Source organism: Mucilaginibacter sp. UR6-11 (assembly GCF_020880695.1).
Lineage (GTDB): Bacteria > Bacteroidota > Bacteroidia > Sphingobacteriales > Sphingobacteriaceae > Mucilaginibacter.
Genome location: NZ_JAJIWO010000010.1, coordinates 54,907 through 74,890, shown reverse-complemented (window position 1 = coordinate 74,890; position 19,984 = coordinate 54,907). Strand labels below are relative to the sequence as shown.

At 44.6% G+C, this 19,984-nt stretch carries 18 protein-coding genes; 10 read left to right on the top strand and 8 right to left on the bottom strand.

Translation table 11 applies throughout. The annotated features are described in order from the left end of the window. Positions 1 to 73: 73 nt before the first annotated feature. The 3 genes from LJ658_RS18760 (at position 74) to LJ658_RS18750 (ending at position 3,082) form a co-directional block, all read left to right on the top strand. Positions 74 to 832, top strand: coding sequence for a hypothetical protein (locus LJ658_RS18760; protein ID WP_230548086.1), 759 nt, complete (start codon positions 74 to 76; stop codon positions 830 to 832). 221 nt (positions 833 to 1,053) lie between these two features. Beyond that, complete coding sequence (locus tag LJ658_RS18755; protein WP_230548085.1) at positions 1,054 to 2,430, top strand: sigma-54 dependent transcriptional regulator; 1,377 nt, start codon at positions 1,054 to 1,056, stop codon at positions 2,428 to 2,430. A 130-nt stretch (positions 2,431 to 2,560) separates the two neighbouring features. Beyond that, positions 2,561 to 3,082 carry a DinB family protein gene (locus LJ658_RS18750; protein ID WP_230548084.1) on the top strand — a complete coding sequence of 174 codons (522 nt, stop codon included), beginning with the start codon at positions 2,561 to 2,563 and terminating at the stop codon, positions 3,080 to 3,082. A gap of 292 nt (positions 3,083 to 3,374) precedes the next feature. On the opposite strand, the gene LJ658_RS18745 is transcribed toward LJ658_RS18750, so the two are convergent. Continuing rightward, complete coding sequence (locus LJ658_RS18745; protein ID WP_230548083.1) at positions 3,375 to 3,893, bottom strand: SHOCT domain-containing protein; 519 nt, start codon at positions 3,891 to 3,893, stop codon at positions 3,375 to 3,377. An 83-nt stretch (positions 3,894 to 3,976) separates the two neighbouring features. Between LJ658_RS18745 and lepA the strand changes: the two genes are divergently transcribed. From lepA to LJ658_RS18730, 3 genes are all read left to right on the top strand, one after another. Continuing rightward, positions 3,977 to 5,764 carry a translation elongation factor 4 gene (gene lepA / locus LJ658_RS18740; RefSeq protein ID WP_230548082.1) on the top strand — a complete coding sequence of 596 codons (1,788 nt, stop codon included), beginning with the start codon at positions 3,977 to 3,979 and terminating at the stop codon, positions 5,762 to 5,764. 171 nt (positions 5,765 to 5,935) lie between these two features. Further along, positions 5,936 to 6,817 (top strand): bifunctional 5,10-methylenetetrahydrofolate dehydrogenase/5,10-methenyltetrahydrofolate cyclohydrolase, encoded by an 882-nt coding sequence (locus LJ658_RS18735; protein WP_230548081.1) that lies wholly within the window; start codon positions 5,936 to 5,938, stop codon positions 6,815 to 6,817. A gap of 24 nt (positions 6,818 to 6,841) precedes the next feature. Next, positions 6,842 to 7,717, top strand: coding sequence for an FkbM family methyltransferase (locus tag LJ658_RS18730; RefSeq protein ID WP_230548080.1), 876 nt, complete (start codon positions 6,842 to 6,844; stop codon positions 7,715 to 7,717). Positions 7,718 to 7,768: 51 nt separating this feature from the next. Here the strand turns inward: LJ658_RS18730 and LJ658_RS18725 are convergent, their stop codons facing one another. Next, a complete protein-coding gene (locus tag LJ658_RS18725) occupies positions 7,769 to 8,107 on the bottom strand; it encodes a Rieske (2Fe-2S) protein (RefSeq protein WP_230548079.1) in 339 nt (112 codons plus the stop codon). A 6-nt stretch (positions 8,108 to 8,113) separates the two neighbouring features. After that, positions 8,114 to 8,878 carry a hypothetical protein gene (locus tag LJ658_RS18720; RefSeq protein ID WP_230548078.1) on the bottom strand — a complete coding sequence of 255 codons (765 nt, stop codon included), beginning with the start codon at positions 8,876 to 8,878 and terminating at the stop codon, positions 8,114 to 8,116. 132 nt (positions 8,879 to 9,010) lie between these two features. Here LJ658_RS18720 and LJ658_RS18715 point away from each other — a divergent pair, with 132 nt between their 5' ends. Together LJ658_RS18715 and LJ658_RS18710 are read left to right on the top strand one after the other, a co-directional pair. Continuing rightward, complete coding sequence (locus tag LJ658_RS18715; protein ID WP_230548077.1) at positions 9,011 to 9,634, top strand: 7-carboxy-7-deazaguanine synthase QueE; 624 nt, start codon at positions 9,011 to 9,013, stop codon at positions 9,632 to 9,634. A gap of 38 nt (positions 9,635 to 9,672) precedes the next feature. Next, positions 9,673 to 11,571, top strand: a complete 1,899-nt coding sequence (locus LJ658_RS18710; protein WP_230548076.1) for an OmpA family protein — start codon at positions 9,673 to 9,675, stop codon at positions 11,569 to 11,571. A gap of 52 nt (positions 11,572 to 11,623) precedes the next feature. Here the strand turns inward: LJ658_RS18710 and recQ are convergent, their stop codons facing one another. Continuing rightward, positions 11,624 to 13,816 (bottom strand): DNA helicase RecQ, encoded by a 2,193-nt coding sequence (gene recQ, locus LJ658_RS18705; protein WP_230548161.1) that lies wholly within the window; start codon positions 13,814 to 13,816, stop codon positions 11,624 to 11,626. 312 nt (positions 13,817 to 14,128) lie between these two features. On the opposite strand from recQ, the gene LJ658_RS18700 reads away from it, so the two are divergent. Next, complete coding sequence (locus LJ658_RS18700; protein ID WP_230548075.1) at positions 14,129 to 15,214, top strand: mannose-1-phosphate guanylyltransferase; 1,086 nt, start codon at positions 14,129 to 14,131, stop codon at positions 15,212 to 15,214. Positions 15,215 to 15,250: 36 nt separating this feature from the next. Here LJ658_RS18700 and LJ658_RS18695 read toward each other — a convergent pair whose 3' ends face one another. Both LJ658_RS18695 and rlmB read right to left on the bottom strand, forming a co-directional pair. Next, complete coding sequence (locus tag LJ658_RS18695) at positions 15,251 to 15,622, bottom strand: DUF1801 domain-containing protein (protein WP_230548074.1); 372 nt, start codon at positions 15,620 to 15,622, stop codon at positions 15,251 to 15,253. 38 nt (positions 15,623 to 15,660) lie between these two features. Then, entirely contained in the window at positions 15,661 to 16,428 is a 768-nt protein-coding gene (gene rlmB / locus LJ658_RS18690; protein ID WP_230548073.1) for a 23S rRNA (guanosine(2251)-2'-O)-methyltransferase RlmB, read from the bottom strand. A 278-nt stretch (positions 16,429 to 16,706) separates the two neighbouring features. Here rlmB and dnaB point away from each other — a divergent pair, with 278 nt between their 5' ends. After that, the gene (dnaB, locus tag LJ658_RS18685; RefSeq protein ID WP_230548072.1) at positions 16,707 to 18,266 is read left to right on the top strand and encodes a replicative DNA helicase; all 1,560 of its coding nucleotides are present in this window, start codon (positions 16,707 to 16,709) and stop codon (positions 18,264 to 18,266) included. A gap of 92 nt (positions 18,267 to 18,358) precedes the next feature. On the opposite strand, the gene chrA is transcribed toward dnaB, so the two are convergent. Together chrA and LJ658_RS18675 are read right to left on the bottom strand one after the other, a co-directional pair. After that, positions 18,359 to 19,558 (bottom strand): chromate efflux transporter, encoded by a 1,200-nt coding sequence (gene chrA / locus LJ658_RS18680; protein ID WP_230548071.1) that lies wholly within the window; start codon positions 19,556 to 19,558, stop codon positions 18,359 to 18,361. 83 nt (positions 19,559 to 19,641) lie between these two features. Continuing rightward, on the bottom strand, positions 19,642 to 19,980 hold the full coding sequence (locus LJ658_RS18675; RefSeq protein WP_230548070.1) for a tetratricopeptide repeat protein: 339 nt from the start codon (positions 19,978 to 19,980) through the stop codon (positions 19,642 to 19,644). Positions 19,981 to 19,984: the final 4 nt, after the last annotated feature.

The following is a 19,984-nucleotide window of genomic DNA, read 5'->3' as shown; positions in this document are numbered from 1 at the left end:
CACAGGTACCCCTTAAAGCCAAAAAAACAAAAAGACCAATTACGGGAAGATGAACCTATTTGAATTAAGACCGATGTTTCTGTTATCATTTAATCCGTATGCGTGCCTGCGCTGTTTTCTGATGGTGCTGGCTTCGATCACCGGCACTTTTACGTATGGGCAAAGTACCTATGGAATTGTCAGCAGTAATTTGAAACCTTTAAGCGGAGCGACAATTAAAAATTTAAGTTCGGGGAGGCTTGCCGTCAGCGGCATGGAGGGCAACTTCGTACTAACATTAACCAGGGGGGACACAATTTTAACCAGTTATATCGGCCTTAAAACGGATACCCTGATCTTCCATAATCAAAGCCCGCTATTGATTAGCCTTAAACCCTTACCCAACACCTTAGGCGAAATAACCATCAGAGATCACCAGGTCAGCGCGCTGGATAAATTCAGGAAGAACCGGCAGGATTACAAACAAATATACCGCATCGGCGATGACAGCCATATCATCTCTGCGCTTGGCGGCTTTGCCTTTGCCGGGATAGCGATAAATATAGATGCGCTGTACAGTCATTTCAGCAGAGAAGGCAAAAATGCGCGCCGGCTTCAAAAAACACTGGTAAGGGATTATCATGATGACATCATAGACACCCGCTTTACCAGGAGCCTGGTAACCAAATATACCGGCTATGAGGGGCAGCAATTAGATAATTTTATGATTGATAACCGTCCGACCTACGAGTTTATCACCCATGCGTCAGAGTACGACATCATCAAATACATACAACAACAAGCCAATAAAAACACAACGCCAAAAGACACCACCATTATCGTTCAAAAATAGAAAAAAGGCGTTTAAGAGGCTACGCGGCAGCTTATAAGGCAGGTAACATTAACCGTCGACGCTAAGATTTGCAACCTCCGCTATCCCAAATCTCCAACCACTTGTCCCCAATCAATAAAAAATAACACCATCCAAAACAACTACTCTTTAAAAGTGTTTAGTTTCCTATACAAATCCTATATTAGTAACGTTATTATACAGAATAATTCTATACCAAAAGCATGGCCAAAATTTTAATAATAGACGATGAGCGGGCGATCCGCAGTACGCTGAGAGAGATACTTGAATATGAAGATTACGAAGTAGAAGACGTAGACAACGGAATTGACGGTTTAGAGCTGATCCGCAAAAATGATTACGACCTTGTACTTTGCGACATAAAAATGAGCCGCATGGATGGCATGGAGGTTTTAAGCGAGGGCCTCGCCATTAAACCCGATCTGCCTTTTATCATGATATCGGGTCATGGCACGGTCGAGACCGCTGTCGAGGCCAGTAAAAAAGGCGCCTTCGACTTTATTTCAAAACCGCCTGATCTTAACCGCCTGCTGATTACCGTACGCAACGCGCTCGACCGCGGCAGCCTGGTTGTTGAAACCAAAGTATTAAAACGAAAGGTTTCAAAGGTCCGCCCTATTTTGGGCGACTCGACCCCCATTGCCAAGATCAAAGAAACTATTGAACGGGTTGCCCCTACCGATGCGCGGGTATTGATAACCGGCGCCAACGGTAGCGGTAAGGAACTGGTGGCACGCTGGCTGCATGAGAAATCAAACCGCTCAAACGCTCCGTTGATCGAGGTTAACTGCGCGGCTATCCCCTCAGAACTGATTGAAAGCGAACTGTTCGGGCATGAAAAGGGCTCGTTTACCTCGGCTATTAAACAACGCATCGGCAAGTTTGAGTCGGCCTCAGGCGGAACACTTTTTATGGACGAGATTGGTGACATGAGCCTGTCTGCGCAAGCAAAAGTATTACGTGCCTTACAAGAGAACAAAATAACCCGCGTTGGCGGCGAAAAGGAGATCGATGTTGATGTGCGCGTAGTGGCGGCAACCAACAAAGACCTGCTGAAAGAAATTGAAGCCGGCAACTTCCGCATGGACCTTTACCACCGCTTAAGCGTTATCCTGATCCACGTGCCGCCGTTAACCGAGCGGAAGGATGATATCACACTGCTTACCCAAAGCTTCTTAGAAGAGATCTGCAGCGACTATAACATGCCGTCTAAAAAGATCTCGGAAGGCGCGCTGGAGGCCCTGAAGGCTCTTCCCTGGACGGGTAACATCCGCGAGCTGCGCAACATGGTTGAACGTTTAATTATTTTAAGCGATAAGACCATTACCGAAGATGACGTGAAAGCATTTGCCAACCCGTCGGCTCCGGTAGCTGCAACGGCACAGGCCGCCGCACCGCAAACCGACTTCAACCAGTTTAAGAACTTCCAGGACTATAAGGACTTTGCCGAGCGCGAGTACATTAAATTTAAGCTTGAGAAAAACAACTGGAACGTCTCAAAAACCGCGGATGATATCGATATCCAGCGGAGCCACCTGTATAGCAAGATAGAGAAATACAGCTTGAAGCGCGGAGAATAATTTAACGCATAACGCTGATTTACAAAAAGGCTTCCGGAATTGAATAAACTCCGGAAGCCTTTTTTTTGTTATAATCAAAAAACAATAGTTTAATTTAGTATCCTGATTTAAACTGTAATCAAACCACATCATGAAAAAATTAACCTTATTAATGGTAATGTTTACCATTACCTGCACATCGGTGTTCGCACAAATAACCCGCGAACAAAGCGTTGCCGAATGGAAACGCGCCAAAGCTTACACCAAAGCGTATCTGGACGCCATGCCGGCTGATGGCTATAGCTTTAAAGCTACGCCCGAGGTACGTACGTTTGCGCAACAAATGCTGCACCTAACCGACGCAACCTATTACTTCATCAGTGCGGCCAGCGGCAAGGCAAGCCCTATTGGCAAAGTATCGGTAGAGAAAACCGTGGCACAAACCAAGGAAGCCACAACCAAAGCAGTTATGGATGGCTATGATTTTGCGATAAGCACTATCGAAGGCATGACCGATGCAGACATGTCTCAACCGGCATCAGCCGAAGGCGTGAAAGCCACCAAAGGCCTGATATTAGCCAAGGCATTTGAGCATCAAACCCACCACCGCGGCCAAACCACCGTATACCTGCGTTTAAAAGGCGTAACCCCTCCGGGTGAGATGTTGTTTTAACACCGCAGCCCCTTAAATGCAAATGCCCTTTCAACTGGTTTTGAAAGGGCATTTTATTTGTTGGTGATCCACTTAAAAATATGGATCACCCGGATCACCTGTTTTTGTTAACCAGCTGAAAATAAAATATTTATATTTTTGAGCGGATCACTTCGGATCAGCCTTATTCGTCAGGGCTTTTAAGCGTACTTGCTGATTAATTTATTGATAATCAATCTATTAAAAACAGGACATTTTTTACCATTTTTTGCTGAGCGGATCACCTGAAGCGAATCACCCCCGGGGCAAATTATTACTGGTTCAATACCTTCTTTTTTTGCGCGTCATACTCCTCTTTGGTGATTGCTCCCGAGTCCAGCAGCGACTTTAACTTCCTGATCTCATCGGCAACGGAGCCTGTAGCTGCGGGTTTGGCGTCATTGGCAGCTTTGCAGGGTTTAACTTCGCAAGCTTCAATGGCATCATCAATAAAAACAGTATAGCGCATCGGTCCGCCCGGGTTAACACTGAACATATATTTATCCACACCATTTATCTTCATTTTGCGGATGCTTTTTACCGTGGCCCCCACGTTGGCAAAATCTTTAGGCAGGTTACGCGTACTGCGCGGGTTAGGTATTAACCCATGATCTTCAAAATACATGAATGTACCGTCGGATTTAGTGCCCCGCCCCAATCTTACAGTATCCCCTACATGATAAGTTACGCCGTTTGATGCTTTATACTCGGTAACCGAGGTACCACCGAAAAGGCCTTGCGCTTTGGTCAAAATCGGAATGAGCAGCGCGGCAATAAACAACAATTTCTTCATGGTTTGTCTTTGATGCAAACAAGATAGCTAAATCCATTAAACCATACTAATTTATCACCCAAAAAACCTATTTTTGCGGCTGAATGAAGCACATACGTAATTTTTGTATAATAGCCCATATTGACCACGGTAAAAGTACCCTTGCCGACAGGTTATTAGAATATACCGGCACCATTACCCAGCGCGAAAGCCAGGCACAATTGCTGGATGACATGGACCTGGAGCGCGAGCGCGGGATCACCATAAAGAGCCATGCCATACAAATGGACTATGAGCTTGACGGGCAGAAATATGTTCTGAACCTGATTGATACCCCCGGCCACGTGGATTTCTCGTACGAAGTATCCCGCTCTATTGCTGCCTGCGAGGGAGCATTGCTGATCGTTGATGCGGCGCAGGGCATCCAGGCGCAAACCATATCCAACCTTTATTTAGCTTTAGAGAACGACCTGGAGATCATCCCGGTACTCAATAAAATGGACCTGCCCGGCGCTATGCCCGAGGAGGTTAAGGATCAGATCGTTGAGCTGATAGGCTGCAAACGCGAAGAAATTTTAGCCGCATCCGGCAAAACCGGTTTAGGCGTGCATGATATTTTACGCGCCATTGTCGAGCGTGTCCCTGCCCCTGTCGGCGATCCTGAAGCGCCTTTACAGGCCTTGATCTTTGATTCGGTTTACAACTCGTTCCGCGGTATTGTAGCTTATTTCAAGGTGGTTAACGGCGAGATCCGTAAAGGCGACCGGGTAAAATTCTTCGCTACCGAAAAGCAATACATCGCCGAGGAAGTTGGCACGCTTAAACTAAAACAACTACCCAAAGACGTCATTAAAACCGGCGACGTAGGTTATATTATATCAGGCATCAAGGAATCGCGCGAGGTTAAAGTTGGCGATACCATAACTACCATTAACCGCCCCTGCGAAAGCGGCATACAGGGTTTTGAAGAGGTTAAGCCGATGGTATTTGCGGGCATCTACCCGGTAGATACCGAGGATTACGAAGAGCTGCGCGAGTCGATGGCTAAATTGCAGCTAAACGATGCCTCACTGGTTTTCGAGCCGGAATCGTCTGCCGCTTTAGGCTTTGGTTTCCGTTGCGGTTTCCTGGGCATGCTGCACATGGAGATCATCCAGGAACGTTTAGAGCGCGAGTTTGATATGACGGTTATTACAACCGTTCCCAACGTATCATACCTGGCCTATTCTACCAAAGGCGAAGAGATTGTAGTAAACAATCCGTCCGACCTGCCCGATCCAAGTAAAATTGACCGGGTTGAGGAACCGTATATCAAAGCTACCATCATCACCAAGTCTGAATTTGTAGGGCCGGTAATGTCGCTTTGTATCCAGAAACGCGGGTTCATTAAGAACCAGTCGTACCTGACCTCTGACCGGGTGGAGCTTGTCTTCGAAATGCCAATGGGCGAGATCGTATTTGATTTTTATGATAAGCTAAAAACGATATCAAAAGGCTACGCGTCGTTTGATTATCACCAGATAGGTTACCGCACCAGCGACCTGGTACGTTTGGATATCAAATTAAACGCCGAGCCGGTTGATGCCTTATCATCATTGATCTTCCGTGGTAACTCATACGATTTTGGTAAAAAGATCTGCGAGAAGCTGAAAGAACTTTTACCGCGCCAACAATTCGAGATCATTATCCAGGCATCTATCGGCGCCAAGATCATTGCGCGCGAAACAGTTAAGGCCCTGCGTAAAGACGTTACCGCCAAATGTTATGGTGGTGATATATCGCGTAAGCGTAAACTGTTAGAGAAACAGAAAAAAGGCAAGAAACGCATGCGCCAGGTTGGTAATGTGGAGATCCCGCAGAGTGCGTTTATGGCGGTGTTGAAACTGGATTAGGCCCCTGAGGATTGTTTCGCCGCCGTCATTGCGAGGAACGAAGCAATCTCTACACATGCTAATCAATTGGGAAAATTACATTCATGGCGAAAGCCTTATTTAAATAGCCAGGTACGATACCTATCTCATTAGAGATTGCTTCGTTCCTCGCAATGACGCTTTATTAGTATTATGCAGCTTTTAGACGGAAAATACGTATCAGAAAAATTAAAGGTTGAAATAGCTGCCGAGGCAGCTCAAATTTTAGCGGAGACCGGGCGCAAGCCGCATTTGGTAGCCGTATTAGTTGGCCATGACGGCGGCAGCGAAACCTATGTTGCCAGCAAGATCAAAAACTGCGAGAACGTGGGCTTTAAATCGAGCCTGGTGCGTTATGAGGATACCGTTACCGAAGAAGAACTGCTGAAGAAAGTAGAAGAGCTGAATGCCGATGCGGATATCGACGGCATCATCGTACAACTCCCCCTGCCCAAACATATCGACCCGGAGAAAGTAACCGAGCGGATTGATTACCGCAAGGATGTCGACGGTTTCCACCCCGTTAACCTGGGCCGGATGCAGCGTAATTTACCATCATTTATCCCGGCTACACCTTATGGTATTACTTTGATGCTGAAAGAATACGGTATTGATACCGTTGGCAAGCATTGCGTGGTTGTTGGCCGCAGCAATATTGTTGGTTCGCCCATGAGCATTTTGATGGCGCGTAACACCACTCCGGGCAACTGTACCGTAACCATTTGCCATAGCCGCACGCCAGATATCAAAAAGTTTACGCTGGATGCCGACATCCTGATCGTTGCCATCGGCAAAAAGAATTTTATTACGGCCGACATGGTAAAAGATGGCGTAGTGGTAATTGACGTAGGTATGAACCGCGAAACATCAACCCTAACGAAATCTGGCTTCAAGCTTTATGGCGATGTTGATTTTGAAGGCGTGGCGCCAAAATCATCTTATATAACTCCCGTACCGGGCGGTGTTGGTTTAATGACCATTATTGGATTATTAAAAAATACGTTAGCTTCGGCTAAGAAAGAGGTATATATATAACATTGCCAGTCAATTCTTTGCATTATGAAAAGAATATTATCAGGTTTTATTTATGTTACAGCTAAAATCATCGGCAGGAAAAACCTGGAAAAAATATTGATTTATAGCGCGAAAGCAATCAAGGTCAATTTACACATCCACGGTCTTGTGCAGATAGGTGCTGTGAACGGCTTTATCTCTGAGGTGAATGGCGAACATTTTTTTCTTGAAGAAATATTGCCGGAGTTACTGGATAAAAAAGATAATAATACATTTTTTGATGTCGGTGCAAATGTTGGCAATTATGCTTTATCATTAAAAAAATACTTTCAAGATGCCGTCATTTATTCGTTTGAGCCTGTTAAGCAAACCTTTGATGCCTTAGTAAGGAATACCAACAATACAGATATCAAATTATTTAATATTGGATTTGGCAGCACTACCGGCAGCGGAGAGCTATATAATACCGTTAACGGCGATAACTCCGAAATAGCTTCGATTTATAAAGATGCGTTTGATGAAATACATCAAATTGAGGGCGACACCGTAATTATTCCTTTTGAAATAGATACGCTGGATAATTTTTGTGAGAAAAACCGCATCATTAATATAGATTTTTTAAAAATAGATGTCGAGGGTCATGAATTTCCGGTACTGGAAGGCGCCAGGAAAACAATATCCCAAAATCATATTAAAATTATCCAGTTTGAATTTAATACCCACAATGCTTATTCAAGATTTTTTTTGCGGGATTTTTATAAAATCCTGCCTGACTTTAATTTCTACAGGCTAAATAAAAATAATATTGTACTTCTGGGCGACTATAACCCGGTAAACGAAATATTTACGGCCCAAAATCTCCTGGCGATTCATAAAACAATATCTCCAAAAATAAACAGCAAACATATTTTATCACTGTAAGTATAATTTATAAAGGAGTCCTTTTTAAAATCATTGGTGATTGCGTCAGGTTTATTTAAACGCCTGCTTCAGCTTCTCAAAAAAAGAGGTTATCCCTATGTAAATGCCATCTTCGCGTATTTCAACGGGATAAGTATCCACATAGTCATTCTGCCCGGGGTCGCCCTTACCGGTATGGATATCATAGGCGTAACGATGAATGGGACAGATGATTTTTCCGTTTTTGCACCAGCCGCCGCTCAGTTCGCCGCCGGCATGCGGGCAGGTTGATGAGAGCGCATATACTTCTCCCTCATAACCTATCAGGCAGATACCCCTTCCTTTAATTTTTACTTTTTTTATAAATGGCTGGGTAGTATAACGGATATCAGGCGCTTTGTACCAATCCATAATGTACTAAAAATCGATCTTCAAATTCATGACAGACGGGTCCTTAATCGCATCATCCATGGTGGTGATGAGCGTAACCCTCCTGCGGTCGGCAGACACGATAGCTTTGGGGTTATTGACCTTCTTTACCGGTTTGGCAAAATTAAGGATCACTTTGTAGGGCATATCTATCAGCATAGCCTTTGCCATAACCAGGGTACTTTGTGTTTTCTTTAAAAACGCGTTAAACTTCGTCTTATCAACTATACGGTAAAATTTATGGGGCGTAACCTCATATTGGTAATAGTCCTGCCCGGCAACCAGTTGCTGGGCATCAAACCCGCGCGCCTGCTGGTTGTTTTTTGTCACCGATCCTAATTTACCATCCATCGGTATTTTTGAAAGGTGCTGCAGATAGTATTGCAGATCAGCAGCATCCTTAGCCGAGTGGGTAATGCTCATCTTCATAACGTTTTTTTGAAGATCCATCTTTATCGACAAATTGCTGTTATGTGCCATGGCCAGCTCGTCTTTGGTCAGCTTTTTCTCCAGGCTGTCGGGCATGGCTGCCAGAAAGCTCATGGTAGTATCTTTTACCAGGTTAAACTGGGGCGTTGATTTTGCCGAGTCTGTCAGCAAATTTTTAAACACCGATATTGCCCGGCCCATATCAAACCCGTAGACAACGTTACATGAGCCATCCAGCTTAAAGTCATAATGCTCCTCTATATCCACACACGAGGTGAAGCTGAGCATAATAACCAAAATGAATAGCATGTAAAGTTTCTTCATTAAATCAAATGTAGGTAATTGAGCTGAAAGGTAAAAGGTAAAAGGTTTTTTACCATTAAGCATCACCCCAATCTCACCTTTCCCCTTTAACCTTTTACCTTTCCTCTTAAAACCTTACCTTTGCGCCCTATTATGGCACACCAGGTTCCGGACGACGGCACATTGCTTCCTTTAATGGAAGAGTTTTATACGATACAGGGCGAAGGGTATCATACCGGCAAGGCCGCGTATTTTATTCGCCTTGGCGGCTGTGATGTGGGCTGCCACTGGTGCGATGTTAAAGAAAGCTGGGATGCCGAACTCCACCCGCTAACCGCTGCCGACACGATAGTTGAAAACGCGCTGCGTTATCCCGGCAAAGCGGTTGTGGTAACCGGCGGCGAGCCGTTGATCTACAACCTGGACTACCTTACCGCGCAACTACAGGGCAGGGGCATTAAAACGTTTATTGAAACGTCGGGCGCTTACCCCCTTTCGGGTCACTGGGACTGGATCTGTTTATCACCTAAAAAATTTAAAGGGCCGACGCTGGAGGTTGCCCGGCACGCAAATGAGTTAAAGGTTATTATTTTCAATAAATCCGACTTCTTATTTGCCGAGCAGCATGCCGAACTGGTGCCGCAGGGTTGCAAACTTTATTTGCAGCCGGAGTGGTCAAAATCAAAAGAGATGACGCCGCTTATTGTCGATTATGTAATGAATAACCCTAAATGGGAAATATCATTACAGACCCACAAATATTTAAATATCCCTTAATAGTTGTAACTTAGAGTATAAACTATTGTATCCTAAGGATGAGAAATGTAATACTTCTGGCTTTATTGCTTTTTCTAACTGTTTTTGCCTATGCGCAGCAGCAATATTCAACCACCAATACTGAGGCTATAAAAAACTTCGCGCTGGCTAACCAGAGCATTGACGAGCATTTGTACGCCGAGGCTATTCAGCAACTGCAAAAAGCCATTAATGCCGACCCCAATTTTGTTGAGGCCCATGCCCAGCTGGGTGATATGATGCACCTGCAAAAAAACAATAAAGGCGCGGTTGAAGAATTTAAAAAGGTAATAGCCATCAACCCCGAATTTAGCCGGGCGGTTTACCTTAAAGCCGGCGATATGGAAATATCAGAGGCGCTTTACCAGGATGCGATTAAGCATTTGCAAAAATATTTAACCTATGTCGGCATAACCGATCAGAACAGGTTTTACGCGCAGAAACTGATCAAAGACTGCATCTTCGCTACCGAGGCTTTGCAACATCCTATCGCCTTTAAACCCATTAACATGGGGCCCAATATCAATACGGCCAATGATGAATATTCGCCGGTATCAACCGCTGATGATAAAACCATTATTTATACCCGGCAGATTGCTTTAAATGAAGATTTTTACCAGAGCACCAAAGTAAATAACGAATGGCAGAAAGCGGTTTACTTAAGCGATAAGATCAATACGCCTAATTATAATGAAGGCTCTGAATCGGTATCACAGGACGGGAAGTTCCTTTTTTTTACGGGCTGTAACCGCCCAGACGGCCGTGGCCGCTGCGATATTTATGTTGCGCAAAAAAAAGGCGACGACTGGGGCAGGCCCTTTGATTTGAGTCCGCCCGTTAATACCGGCGGCTGGGAATCGCAGCCCTCTATAAGCGCCGACGGCAGGACGCTTTACTTTGTTAGTAACCGCAAAGGCGGGTATGGCGGCTATGATATCTGGAAATCAACCCTGGGCCCCAAAGGCTGGGGCGAGCCCGAAAACCTTGGCCCAAACATCAATACTTCATTTAACGAGCAGTCGCCGTTTATACACCCGGACGACAGTACCTTATATTTTTGCTCGAATGGATGGCCGGGCATGGGCAACCAGGACCTGTTTGTGAGCCGTTTAAGCAAGGACGGTAAATGGCAGATACCCAAAAACCTGGGCTACCCTATTAATACCAACGGCGATGAAAGCGGGCTGAGCCTTACCGCTAACGGCAGCTACGCATTCTTTTCATCAAACAAACTGGATGGCTATGGCGGATTTGACATTTATACTTTTGAATTGCCGCTGGAATTGCGCCCGCGCATGGTTACCTATGTAAAAGGCTTTGTAAGTGACGCCAAAACCCGGCAGCCGCTGGAATCAGCCGTTGAAATACTGGCGCTGGATGACAACCGGGCTGTTTATCAGGATTACAGCTCGGCAGACCGGGGAGACTTCCTGGCGACTATAGCAGCCGGCAAAAATTACGGCTTGAATATATCCAAACCGGGCTACCTGTTTTACTCCGAGAACTTTTCGTTAGTAGGGCATACTTCGGGCAATCCGTTTAACATTACCGTGCTGCTTGAACCTATCGAAGTAGGAAATAAAGTAATCTTGAAGAACATATTTTTTGACACCAATAAGTATGACCTTGAGCGCGAGTCGCGGGCCGAGTTGCAGAAGCTTATTGAATTTTTAGCTTTAAACCCTACCGTACATATTGAAATATCCGGCCATACGGATAATGTGGGTAATGACGAATTAAATCAAAAGCTGTCAGAGAACCGGGCAAAATCAGTGTATAATTATTTGCTGAGCGGCAAAGTTGATCCGGCCAGGCTGGTTTATAAGGGCTATGGCAAAACGCAGCCCATTGCGCCCAATATAACCGATGAGGACCGGGCAAAAAACCGGAGGACAGAATTTAAGATCACCGCTAAATAACAGCGGAAATAAGGTCAATAAAAAAGGGAGGATAATTATCCTCCCTTTTTTATTAGTTTCCTAATTCAGACATAAACTTTATCCGCATCAGCTGTACTTCTTCGCGGGTATAATCATCGCTGCCCAGTTCGGCCAGCGCGTCATCTATCGAGTCAATTTCAGCCGTACGGAAATAATCAAATACTTCTTCCTGCTTATCCTCGTCTATAACCTCGTCAATATAATAGTTAAGGTTTAGTTTGGTGCCTGAGTTTACAATGGTTTCTACCTCTTTTAAAACCTCTTCATAGGTAAGCCCCTTTGAGGCTGCTATGTCATCAAGATTTAAATGACGGTCGATATTCTGAATAATGAACACCTTAAGCGCCGATTTATTGGCGGCGCTTTTAATCACCATATCAATAGGGCGGTCGATATCATTATCCTCTACATATTTTTTGATCAGATCAATAAATGGCGCGCCAAATTTCATGGCCTTGCCGGCGCCAACGCCCGAAATCTGTTTCAGCTCGTCCTGCGTTATCGGATAATGGGTACACATCTCCTCTAACGACGGATCCTGGAACAATACAAACGGAGGTAAGCCTTTTTGCTTGGCTATCTTCTTGCGCAGGTCTTTCAGCATCTGCAGCAACTCGGTATCCAATGCGCCGCCATTTTGCTTCGGCCCGTCTTCCGAGTCATCATCATCGGCAGGCTCAATAACCCGGTTCAGTATAAAACGGATACTATGCGGATTATCTAAAAACGAATGGCCCAGTTTGGTTAAACGCAACAAGCCATATTGGTCGATATCTTTTGACAGATAATTGTTTAGCAAGGCCTGGCGCAGCAATGAGTTCCATAAAATTTCGCCGTCGTTTTTCCCGGTGCCAAAAAGCTCCAGTAAATGATGTTCGTAGTTATGGATCTGCTGGGTTTCAACGCCCATTAAAATATTGATGATGTGATGATCGTCAAACTTCTCGCCTATCTGCTTAATGATACTAAGTGCTTTATGCAACTGCTCCTCGGCATCAAAATGCGTCTTCGGCGCACAGCAGTTATCGCACATGTTGTTACAGCCGGCTTCGTTAAAATTCTCGCCAAAATAATGTAATAACTGTTTACGGCGGCAAACCGATGATTCGGCATAGTCAATAACTTCTTTCAGGATCTGGGTACCGATTTCGCGTTCGGCCACCGGCTTATCCTTCATAAATTTCTGAAGCTTATCAATATCTTTCTGCGAGTAAAAAGCCACACATACTCCTTCGCCCCCATCACGGCCGGCACGGCCGGTTTCCTGGTAATAGCCTTCCATGCTTTTAGGCACGTCGTGGTGGATAACGTAACGCACATCGGGTTTATCTATACCCATGCCAAAGGCTATGGTAGCAACAATAACATCGACATCCTCCATCAGGAACTTGTCCTGCGTATCGGCCCTTACTTTCGGATCAAGCCCGGCGTGGTAAGGTAATGCCTTGATGCCGTTTAATGAAAGCGCTTCGGCTACCTCTTCAACCTTTTTGCGGCTCAAACAATAGATAATGCCTGATTTGCCCTGGTTCTGCTTAACGTATTTTACGATCTCTTTTATGACATTACGTTTTGCACGTACCTCATAAAAAAGGTTTGACCTGTTAAAAGATGACTTGTAGATAGTGGCATTGTTCATCTGCAGGTTTTTCTGTATATCCTGCTGAACCTTTGGTGTAGCTGTAGCCGTTAATGCAATGATTGGGATATCATCGCCTATATTACTGATCACCTGGCGGATCTTGCGGTATTCGGGCCTGAAATCGTGCCCCCATTCTGATATACAGTGCGCCTCATCAACCGCAACAAATGATACCTGGTTGAGGCGTAAAAAATCTACATTTTCCTGCTTGGTTAAAGACTCGGGCGCTACGTACAGTAATTTGGTCTTACCGCTCAATACATCCTCTTTAACCCTCACAATATCAGCCTTTGTTAAAGACGAATTTAAAAAATGTGCAATGCTGTCTGATCCGCCGAAGGCCCTTAACTGGTCCACCTGGTTTTTCATTAAAGCAATAAGCGGCGAAATTACTATGGCAGTACCTTCACTCATTAACGCGGGCAACTGGTAACACATAGACTTACCACCACCTGTAGGCATAATTACAAAAGTATCATTACCGGCTAAAATGTTGGTTATAATCGCTTCCTGCTCACCTTTAAAATTATCGAACCCGAAAAAATTCTGGAGGTTATCAAAAAGCGATTTCTTTGTTTCTATCATTATAGGGTATTCGTGATTTAAAAGTTTAAAGTAACAAAAACTTATGAATAAACGATAGATTTACTTTAAAATTTTATACAAAAATGATTATTGGAAAAAACCATCATTTAATGTCCTAAAAATGACCCGGACATAGTAGCTCAGCCGGCCCTAAAAAACAATTTGCCGGATGAAAAACAATTTGTTTATTTATTCTTTTATAGCTATGACGGTTTAAGCTGTTAATTAATTAGTATTGCTTAACTATTATTTAACACCTAAATGCCCACATTTGCTACGGATAACACCAACTAATTTCTACATTTCGACATGAATAAAAACTATTATGCCATAATTATGGCGGGCGGCATTGGAAGCCGTTTCTGGCCCATCAGCCGAACATCACATCCAAAACAATTTATAGACATATTAGGCACCGGGAAAACTTTAATACAGAATACGTACGACCGGTTTTTAAAAATATGCCCCAAAGAAAATATTTTTGTAGTTACCAATGAGATCTATACCTCCCTTGTAAAACAACAATTGCCGGATATGGAGGATAACCAGATACTGACAGAGCCGGTAATGCGCAATACCGCACCCTGCGTGGCATACGGCAGCTTTAAAATAGAAAGCATGAATCCTGACGCTGCTATTGTTGTGGCGCCTTCTGATCACCTGATATTGGATGAGGCCGCGTTTGTGGCCAGTATTGAAAAATCATTAAAAACCGCTGCAGATCACCAATGCCTGGTAACATTGGGCATTAAACCGTCAAGGCCTGATACCGGCTATGGCTATATCCAATACACCGAAAATACCATTGACGGCGATTTTCATAAAGTAAAAACCTTTACCGAAAAACCAACGCTTGAAATTGCCAAAACCTTTTTACAAAGCGGCGACTTTTTATGGAATGCCGGGATCTTTGTATGGTCGGCTAAAGCCATTGTTAGGGCGTTTGAACAATATCTGCCCGAGATGAATGATATTTTTGCCGAGGCGCGCCCGCATTATAATACCGACGGCGAGCGTTCGCATGTAAACCAGGCCTACCTGCAGTGTACCAACATCTCTATCGATTATGGTATTATGGAAAAAGCCGATAACGTTTATGTACTGCCGTCTGAATTTGGATGGTCTGATTTGGGCACCTGGGCCTCTATTTATGAATTGGCCGACAAGGATTACGTAGGCAACGCGGTTATCCCGTCAGAAAGGGTGATCATGTATGATTCATCCAACTGTATGGTTAATGTACCTGAAGATAAGCTGGTGATTTTACAGGGGTTACATGATTATATCGTCGTTGAATCAAACAACACCCTGCTGATCTGCCCGCGCGACCAGGAACAGAATGTTAAAAAAGTTGTGGCTGATGTTAAGCAGCAATTTGGTACCAAATATATTTAACGCCCGACGTTGAGATTTGACAACTTTAAAAAGTTGTCAAATCTTTACCAAGCCCGACCGGTATAAATTTAAAGCCTGTTGAAGCAGGTCTTCAATTACTTTTACAGGCAGATCCCCGTCCGCATCCAACAGCATTATCTTCATCCTTGCCCTTTTCTCAATAATCAGATCAGGATGGTTCAGGTGCTTACCTTCCACAAAGCCTATATAAGGCTGGTGCGTAATTTTATGCACCCATAAATAACAAAACATTTTTCCTTTATAACAAAAAAACGGCATGCGGTATTTCCACGCAGCCGTTATGTTTTTGTCTTGTTTTAGGATGATGGTTCTTAATGCCAGTAAAGTTTCGTTTACCGGCTCTGCGTGTTGGAGGTAGAAGTTGTCGAGATCGCTTATTGCCGCCATTTTATTAACATGCTATGAACCTAATCACCAATCTCCAATTAACCAATCACCATTCTCTGCCTTATCGCCTCATACAAAATAACTCCAGTAGCAACAGATACGTTCAGTGATTCGATTTCGCCATACATCGGGATCTTGGCTAAATGATCCGCAATGCGGATGATCTCGCTGCGTACACCGTCTTCTTCCGATCCCATGATGATCGCGGTAGGCGCGGTATAATCTGGCTTGTAGATATATTCCTGGGTCTTTTCGGTACAGCAAACCAGTTGCAGGCCCGACTCCTGTAAAAATTTGATGGTTTGCATAAAATTGTCATGCCTGCAAACCGGGATGGTATACAACGCCCCCGCCGAGGTTTTAATAGCGTCAGGATTGATCTGCGCCGAGCCCTTAGCCGGAACAACGATGGCATGCACACCGCTGCACTCAGCCGTACGGGCTATAGCGCCCATATTGCGTACGTCGGTAATAGAATCTAAAACCAAAATCAGCGGCACCTCTCCTTTCTCAAATATTTGCGGGATGATATCTTCTATCTTCTGATAAGTAATAGGCGATATAAAAGCGATGACCCCCTGGTGGTTCTTCATCGTAATGCGGTTAAGCTTTTCAACCGGTACCTGCTGGGCGGTTATATTGTACTCGGCTAATAACCCCCTAAGCTCGTTTAGCAGTTCGCCGCCTATACCACGCTGGATGTATAATGATTCGATTTCCTTACCTGCCCTGATAGCTTCAATAACCGCGCGGATACCAAAAACTACCTGGTTACTTTCGCGCGGTTCTCTGTTATTATTATACATCTTATAATTAAATTAAGGCTGTAAAAATAGCCATATTAATTAACTTTGTACCGGCTGGTATTTAGGGGATTTTCGATTATAAATTTTAGGTTTAATAATCAAAATATTTTATCAACAACACTACCAAAACAGCGTTTTACAGTCGGAATTTATTTTTACCAACAATCGGCTGTTAATAACAAGCATTAAAATTTTAACGATTTGGGCATTTTAACCGTTGCAAAAAAAAGATGTCAACGATGGCTACATCCGCCGTTTTTTAGTATATTTTTGAACAAATGAATTTTGAAAACGATAACCCGAATTACAAACCGAATACTACTGATAAACGTAGCCGGATAACCAACCCCACTCCCTATACCGGTTTAGGCAAATTGCCCCCGCAGGCAACCGACCTTGAAGAAGCCGTGCTGGGTGCTTTAATGCTGGAGAAAGATGCGCTTTCGTCAGTTATTGATATTTTAAAACCCGAAGTTTTTTACCGCGATAACCATCAGCGGATATTTAAAGCGATACAGTACCTGTTTGAAAAAACATCGCCGGTTGATATCCTGACCGTTACCTCGCAACTGCGCAGCCAGGGCGAACTGGAAATGATAGGCGGCGCCTATTATATTACTGAGTTGACCAATCGTGTTGCATCAGCAGCTAACATTGAGTTTCACTCGCGGATCATCATTCAAAAATTCATTCAGCGCGAGCTGATCCGGATCTCTACAGAAATAATAAGCAGCGCTTACGAGGATACTACCGATGTGCTGGACCTGCTGGACAAGGCCGAAAAGAACCTGTTTGATATCGCGCAAAACAATCTTCGCCGCGATTCGCGCAAGATGGACGACCTGCTGCAGGAAACCTTAAAAGAAATTGAAGCGCTAAAAGATAAAAAAGACGGCCTTACCGGTGTAGCGTCTGGGTTTACAGATCTGGACCGGATGACCTCGGGCTGGCAAAAATCAGACCTGGTAATTATAGCGGCCCGCCCCGCCATGGGTAAAACAGCGTTTGTATTGACCTGCGCCCGCAACGCCGCCGTTGATTTTGCGAAGCCGGTTGTGGTATTTTCGCTCGAGATGTCGTCTGTTCAGCTGGTTAATCGTCTGATATCCGGCGAGACCGAGATCGAACAGGAAAAAATACGTAAAGGGACGCTGGAAGAATGGGAATGGCAACAGATCCACTCAAAAATAGGCAGGCTTGAACAGGCCCCGTTGATTATTGATGATACCCCGGCATTAAATATATTTGAGTTCCGCGCCAAATGCCGCCGTTTAAAATCTCAGTATGATATCCAGTTAATCATTATTGATTACCTGCAATTAATGCAGGGTAAATCAGCCGATGGCAAAGGCGGCGGCAACCGCGAGCAGGAAATCGGCAGTATATCAAGGGCCTTAAAGTCGGTAGCCAAAGAATTAAACGTACCGGTAATAGCCCTGTCGCAGTTAAGCCGCGCGGTTGAAAGCCGGCCAGGCGCCGCAAAACGCCCGATGCTTTCGGATTTACGGGAGTCGGGCTCTATTGAGCAGGATGCCGATATGGTATTGTTCCTTTACCGCCCTGAATACTACGGACTGGATGTTGATGAAGACAACAACCCGACAAAAGGCGTCGGCGAGGTTATCATAGCCAAGCACCGTAATGGCGAAACAGGTATTGTCAGGCTGAAATTTGTAGGTAAATATGTGAAGTTTGTTGACCTGGATGCCGGCGATGGCTTCCCGGCACCGGGCGGCGCGTTTGCCGGCCTTAACCCGTCGCAGGATTTTGATAAGCCTAGCAATTTTATTATCCGCCCGTCAAGGATGGATGATATTGATGATGAGCCGCCGTTTTAATGTCGGATTTCGGAATATAAAAGTCTGACATAGAGGCCGAATTGTTTAGTTGAAAGAAATCAAATCCGAAATCGAAAATCCGACATTCGGAATCAAAATATCAACCCCAACACCACCCCGATAACGATAACTATCGGGGTTTTTATTTTGGTGAATTGCAGCAGTAAAAAAGTAGCTGCCATTAAACCGTATGCCATCCAGTTATCTGCAAACGGTTGCACCAATAAAATGAAGGCTGTCGCCATAAAACCCACTGCTACTGCATTGATCCCGCTTAACGAGTTTTTTATCCGGGCGATTTTTTTCAGATCGTCCCAAAACGGAACGATAAACAGGATCAGTATCATCCCCGGCAGATTTATACCGATTACTGCAATAACGCTGCCCAGTATCTGCCCTCCTATTCCGTAACCTTTATTGCCCAATGTAATCCCCCCTAAAAAGGAAGTAAAAGAAAAGGTGGGCCCGGGTAAGGCCTGTTGCAGGGCATAGCCCGAAAGAAATTCTGAGCTGCTTAAGTAATGCTTAACCTCCACAAACTCGGTGTACATTAAAGGCACCAGCACCTGCCCGCCGCCAAATATCAGGATGCCGTTACGGTAAAAATTCTCAAACAAACGGATAGGCAAACTAAACGGCGAAGTGCGGTTAATAAGCGCGCCCAGCGCCGCAAACGTTAACAATATCCCTATAAAATAAGCCACTTTATTGGGGTTAACATTGGCAAATAACTTTACGCGTAATTCGGTTTCCTGCGGCGGTGTTTCTAATGCTGATGACATAATACCGCCCAACAAAATAAGGATAGGAAAAGCATAAGGATTTTGCAGAATAAGCGTGGCAATCAATGAGCCTATAGCCAGCATGGTACTCACTTTTGTTTTTAAAAACTTATTGGCAAACGTATACGTAGCATAGGCAACAATACCCACGGCCATGGGTTGTATAAATCTCAGCACATCTGCGACCTTGCCACGGTCGGCAAACATTTTATAGCTGATGGCCGCCAGGCACATGATGGCCGCTGATGGCAGTATCCACAATAAAAACGTTATTATAGCCAGCCAAAGCCCGCCAACCTTCCAGGCTATGCCAATTAATGTTTGCGTTGATGACGGCCCGGGTAAAATCTGAGCCAGGGCATTTAGTTCCATCAGCTCTTCTTCGGTAATATAATTGCGTTTCTGCACAAACTCGCGCAGCATAACGGCAATATGGCCCTGCGGGCCGCCAAATGCGCTTAAGGTGTACAAAAGAGCGTCCGCCAAAAAAAGGAGCTGCCGTTTTCTCATACTATCAACAACTTTTGCGGCAACATCCACCCTGTCCCTGCTTTACCCGGCCGCCATTTCCGTTAGCGGCGGTTGGATGGGGTTTAATAATCATCGTCATCATCATAACCGATAGCCTCCCGGTAAACCGTCTGCAACTCAGAAAAAGCATGATTATCGCGCTTTGCTTTGGTTATTTCCATACCTTTTTCGTAGGTACCTATCGCGTCCTGCTTACGGTCAAGCGCCTCATATAGTTTGCCCAAGTGGTAATAGGTACCCACATATTGCGGGTGGTTATTAACCAGGTCTTCATAATATTCCAACGCCTTATCAACCTGATTTAAACGGAGATACTCTGTTGCCAGCGCATATTTTAAAAACTCATCATTTGGTTCATTTTTTATAAACTCCAGCAACTTATCTAATCTGTTGTTCTCCATTTTT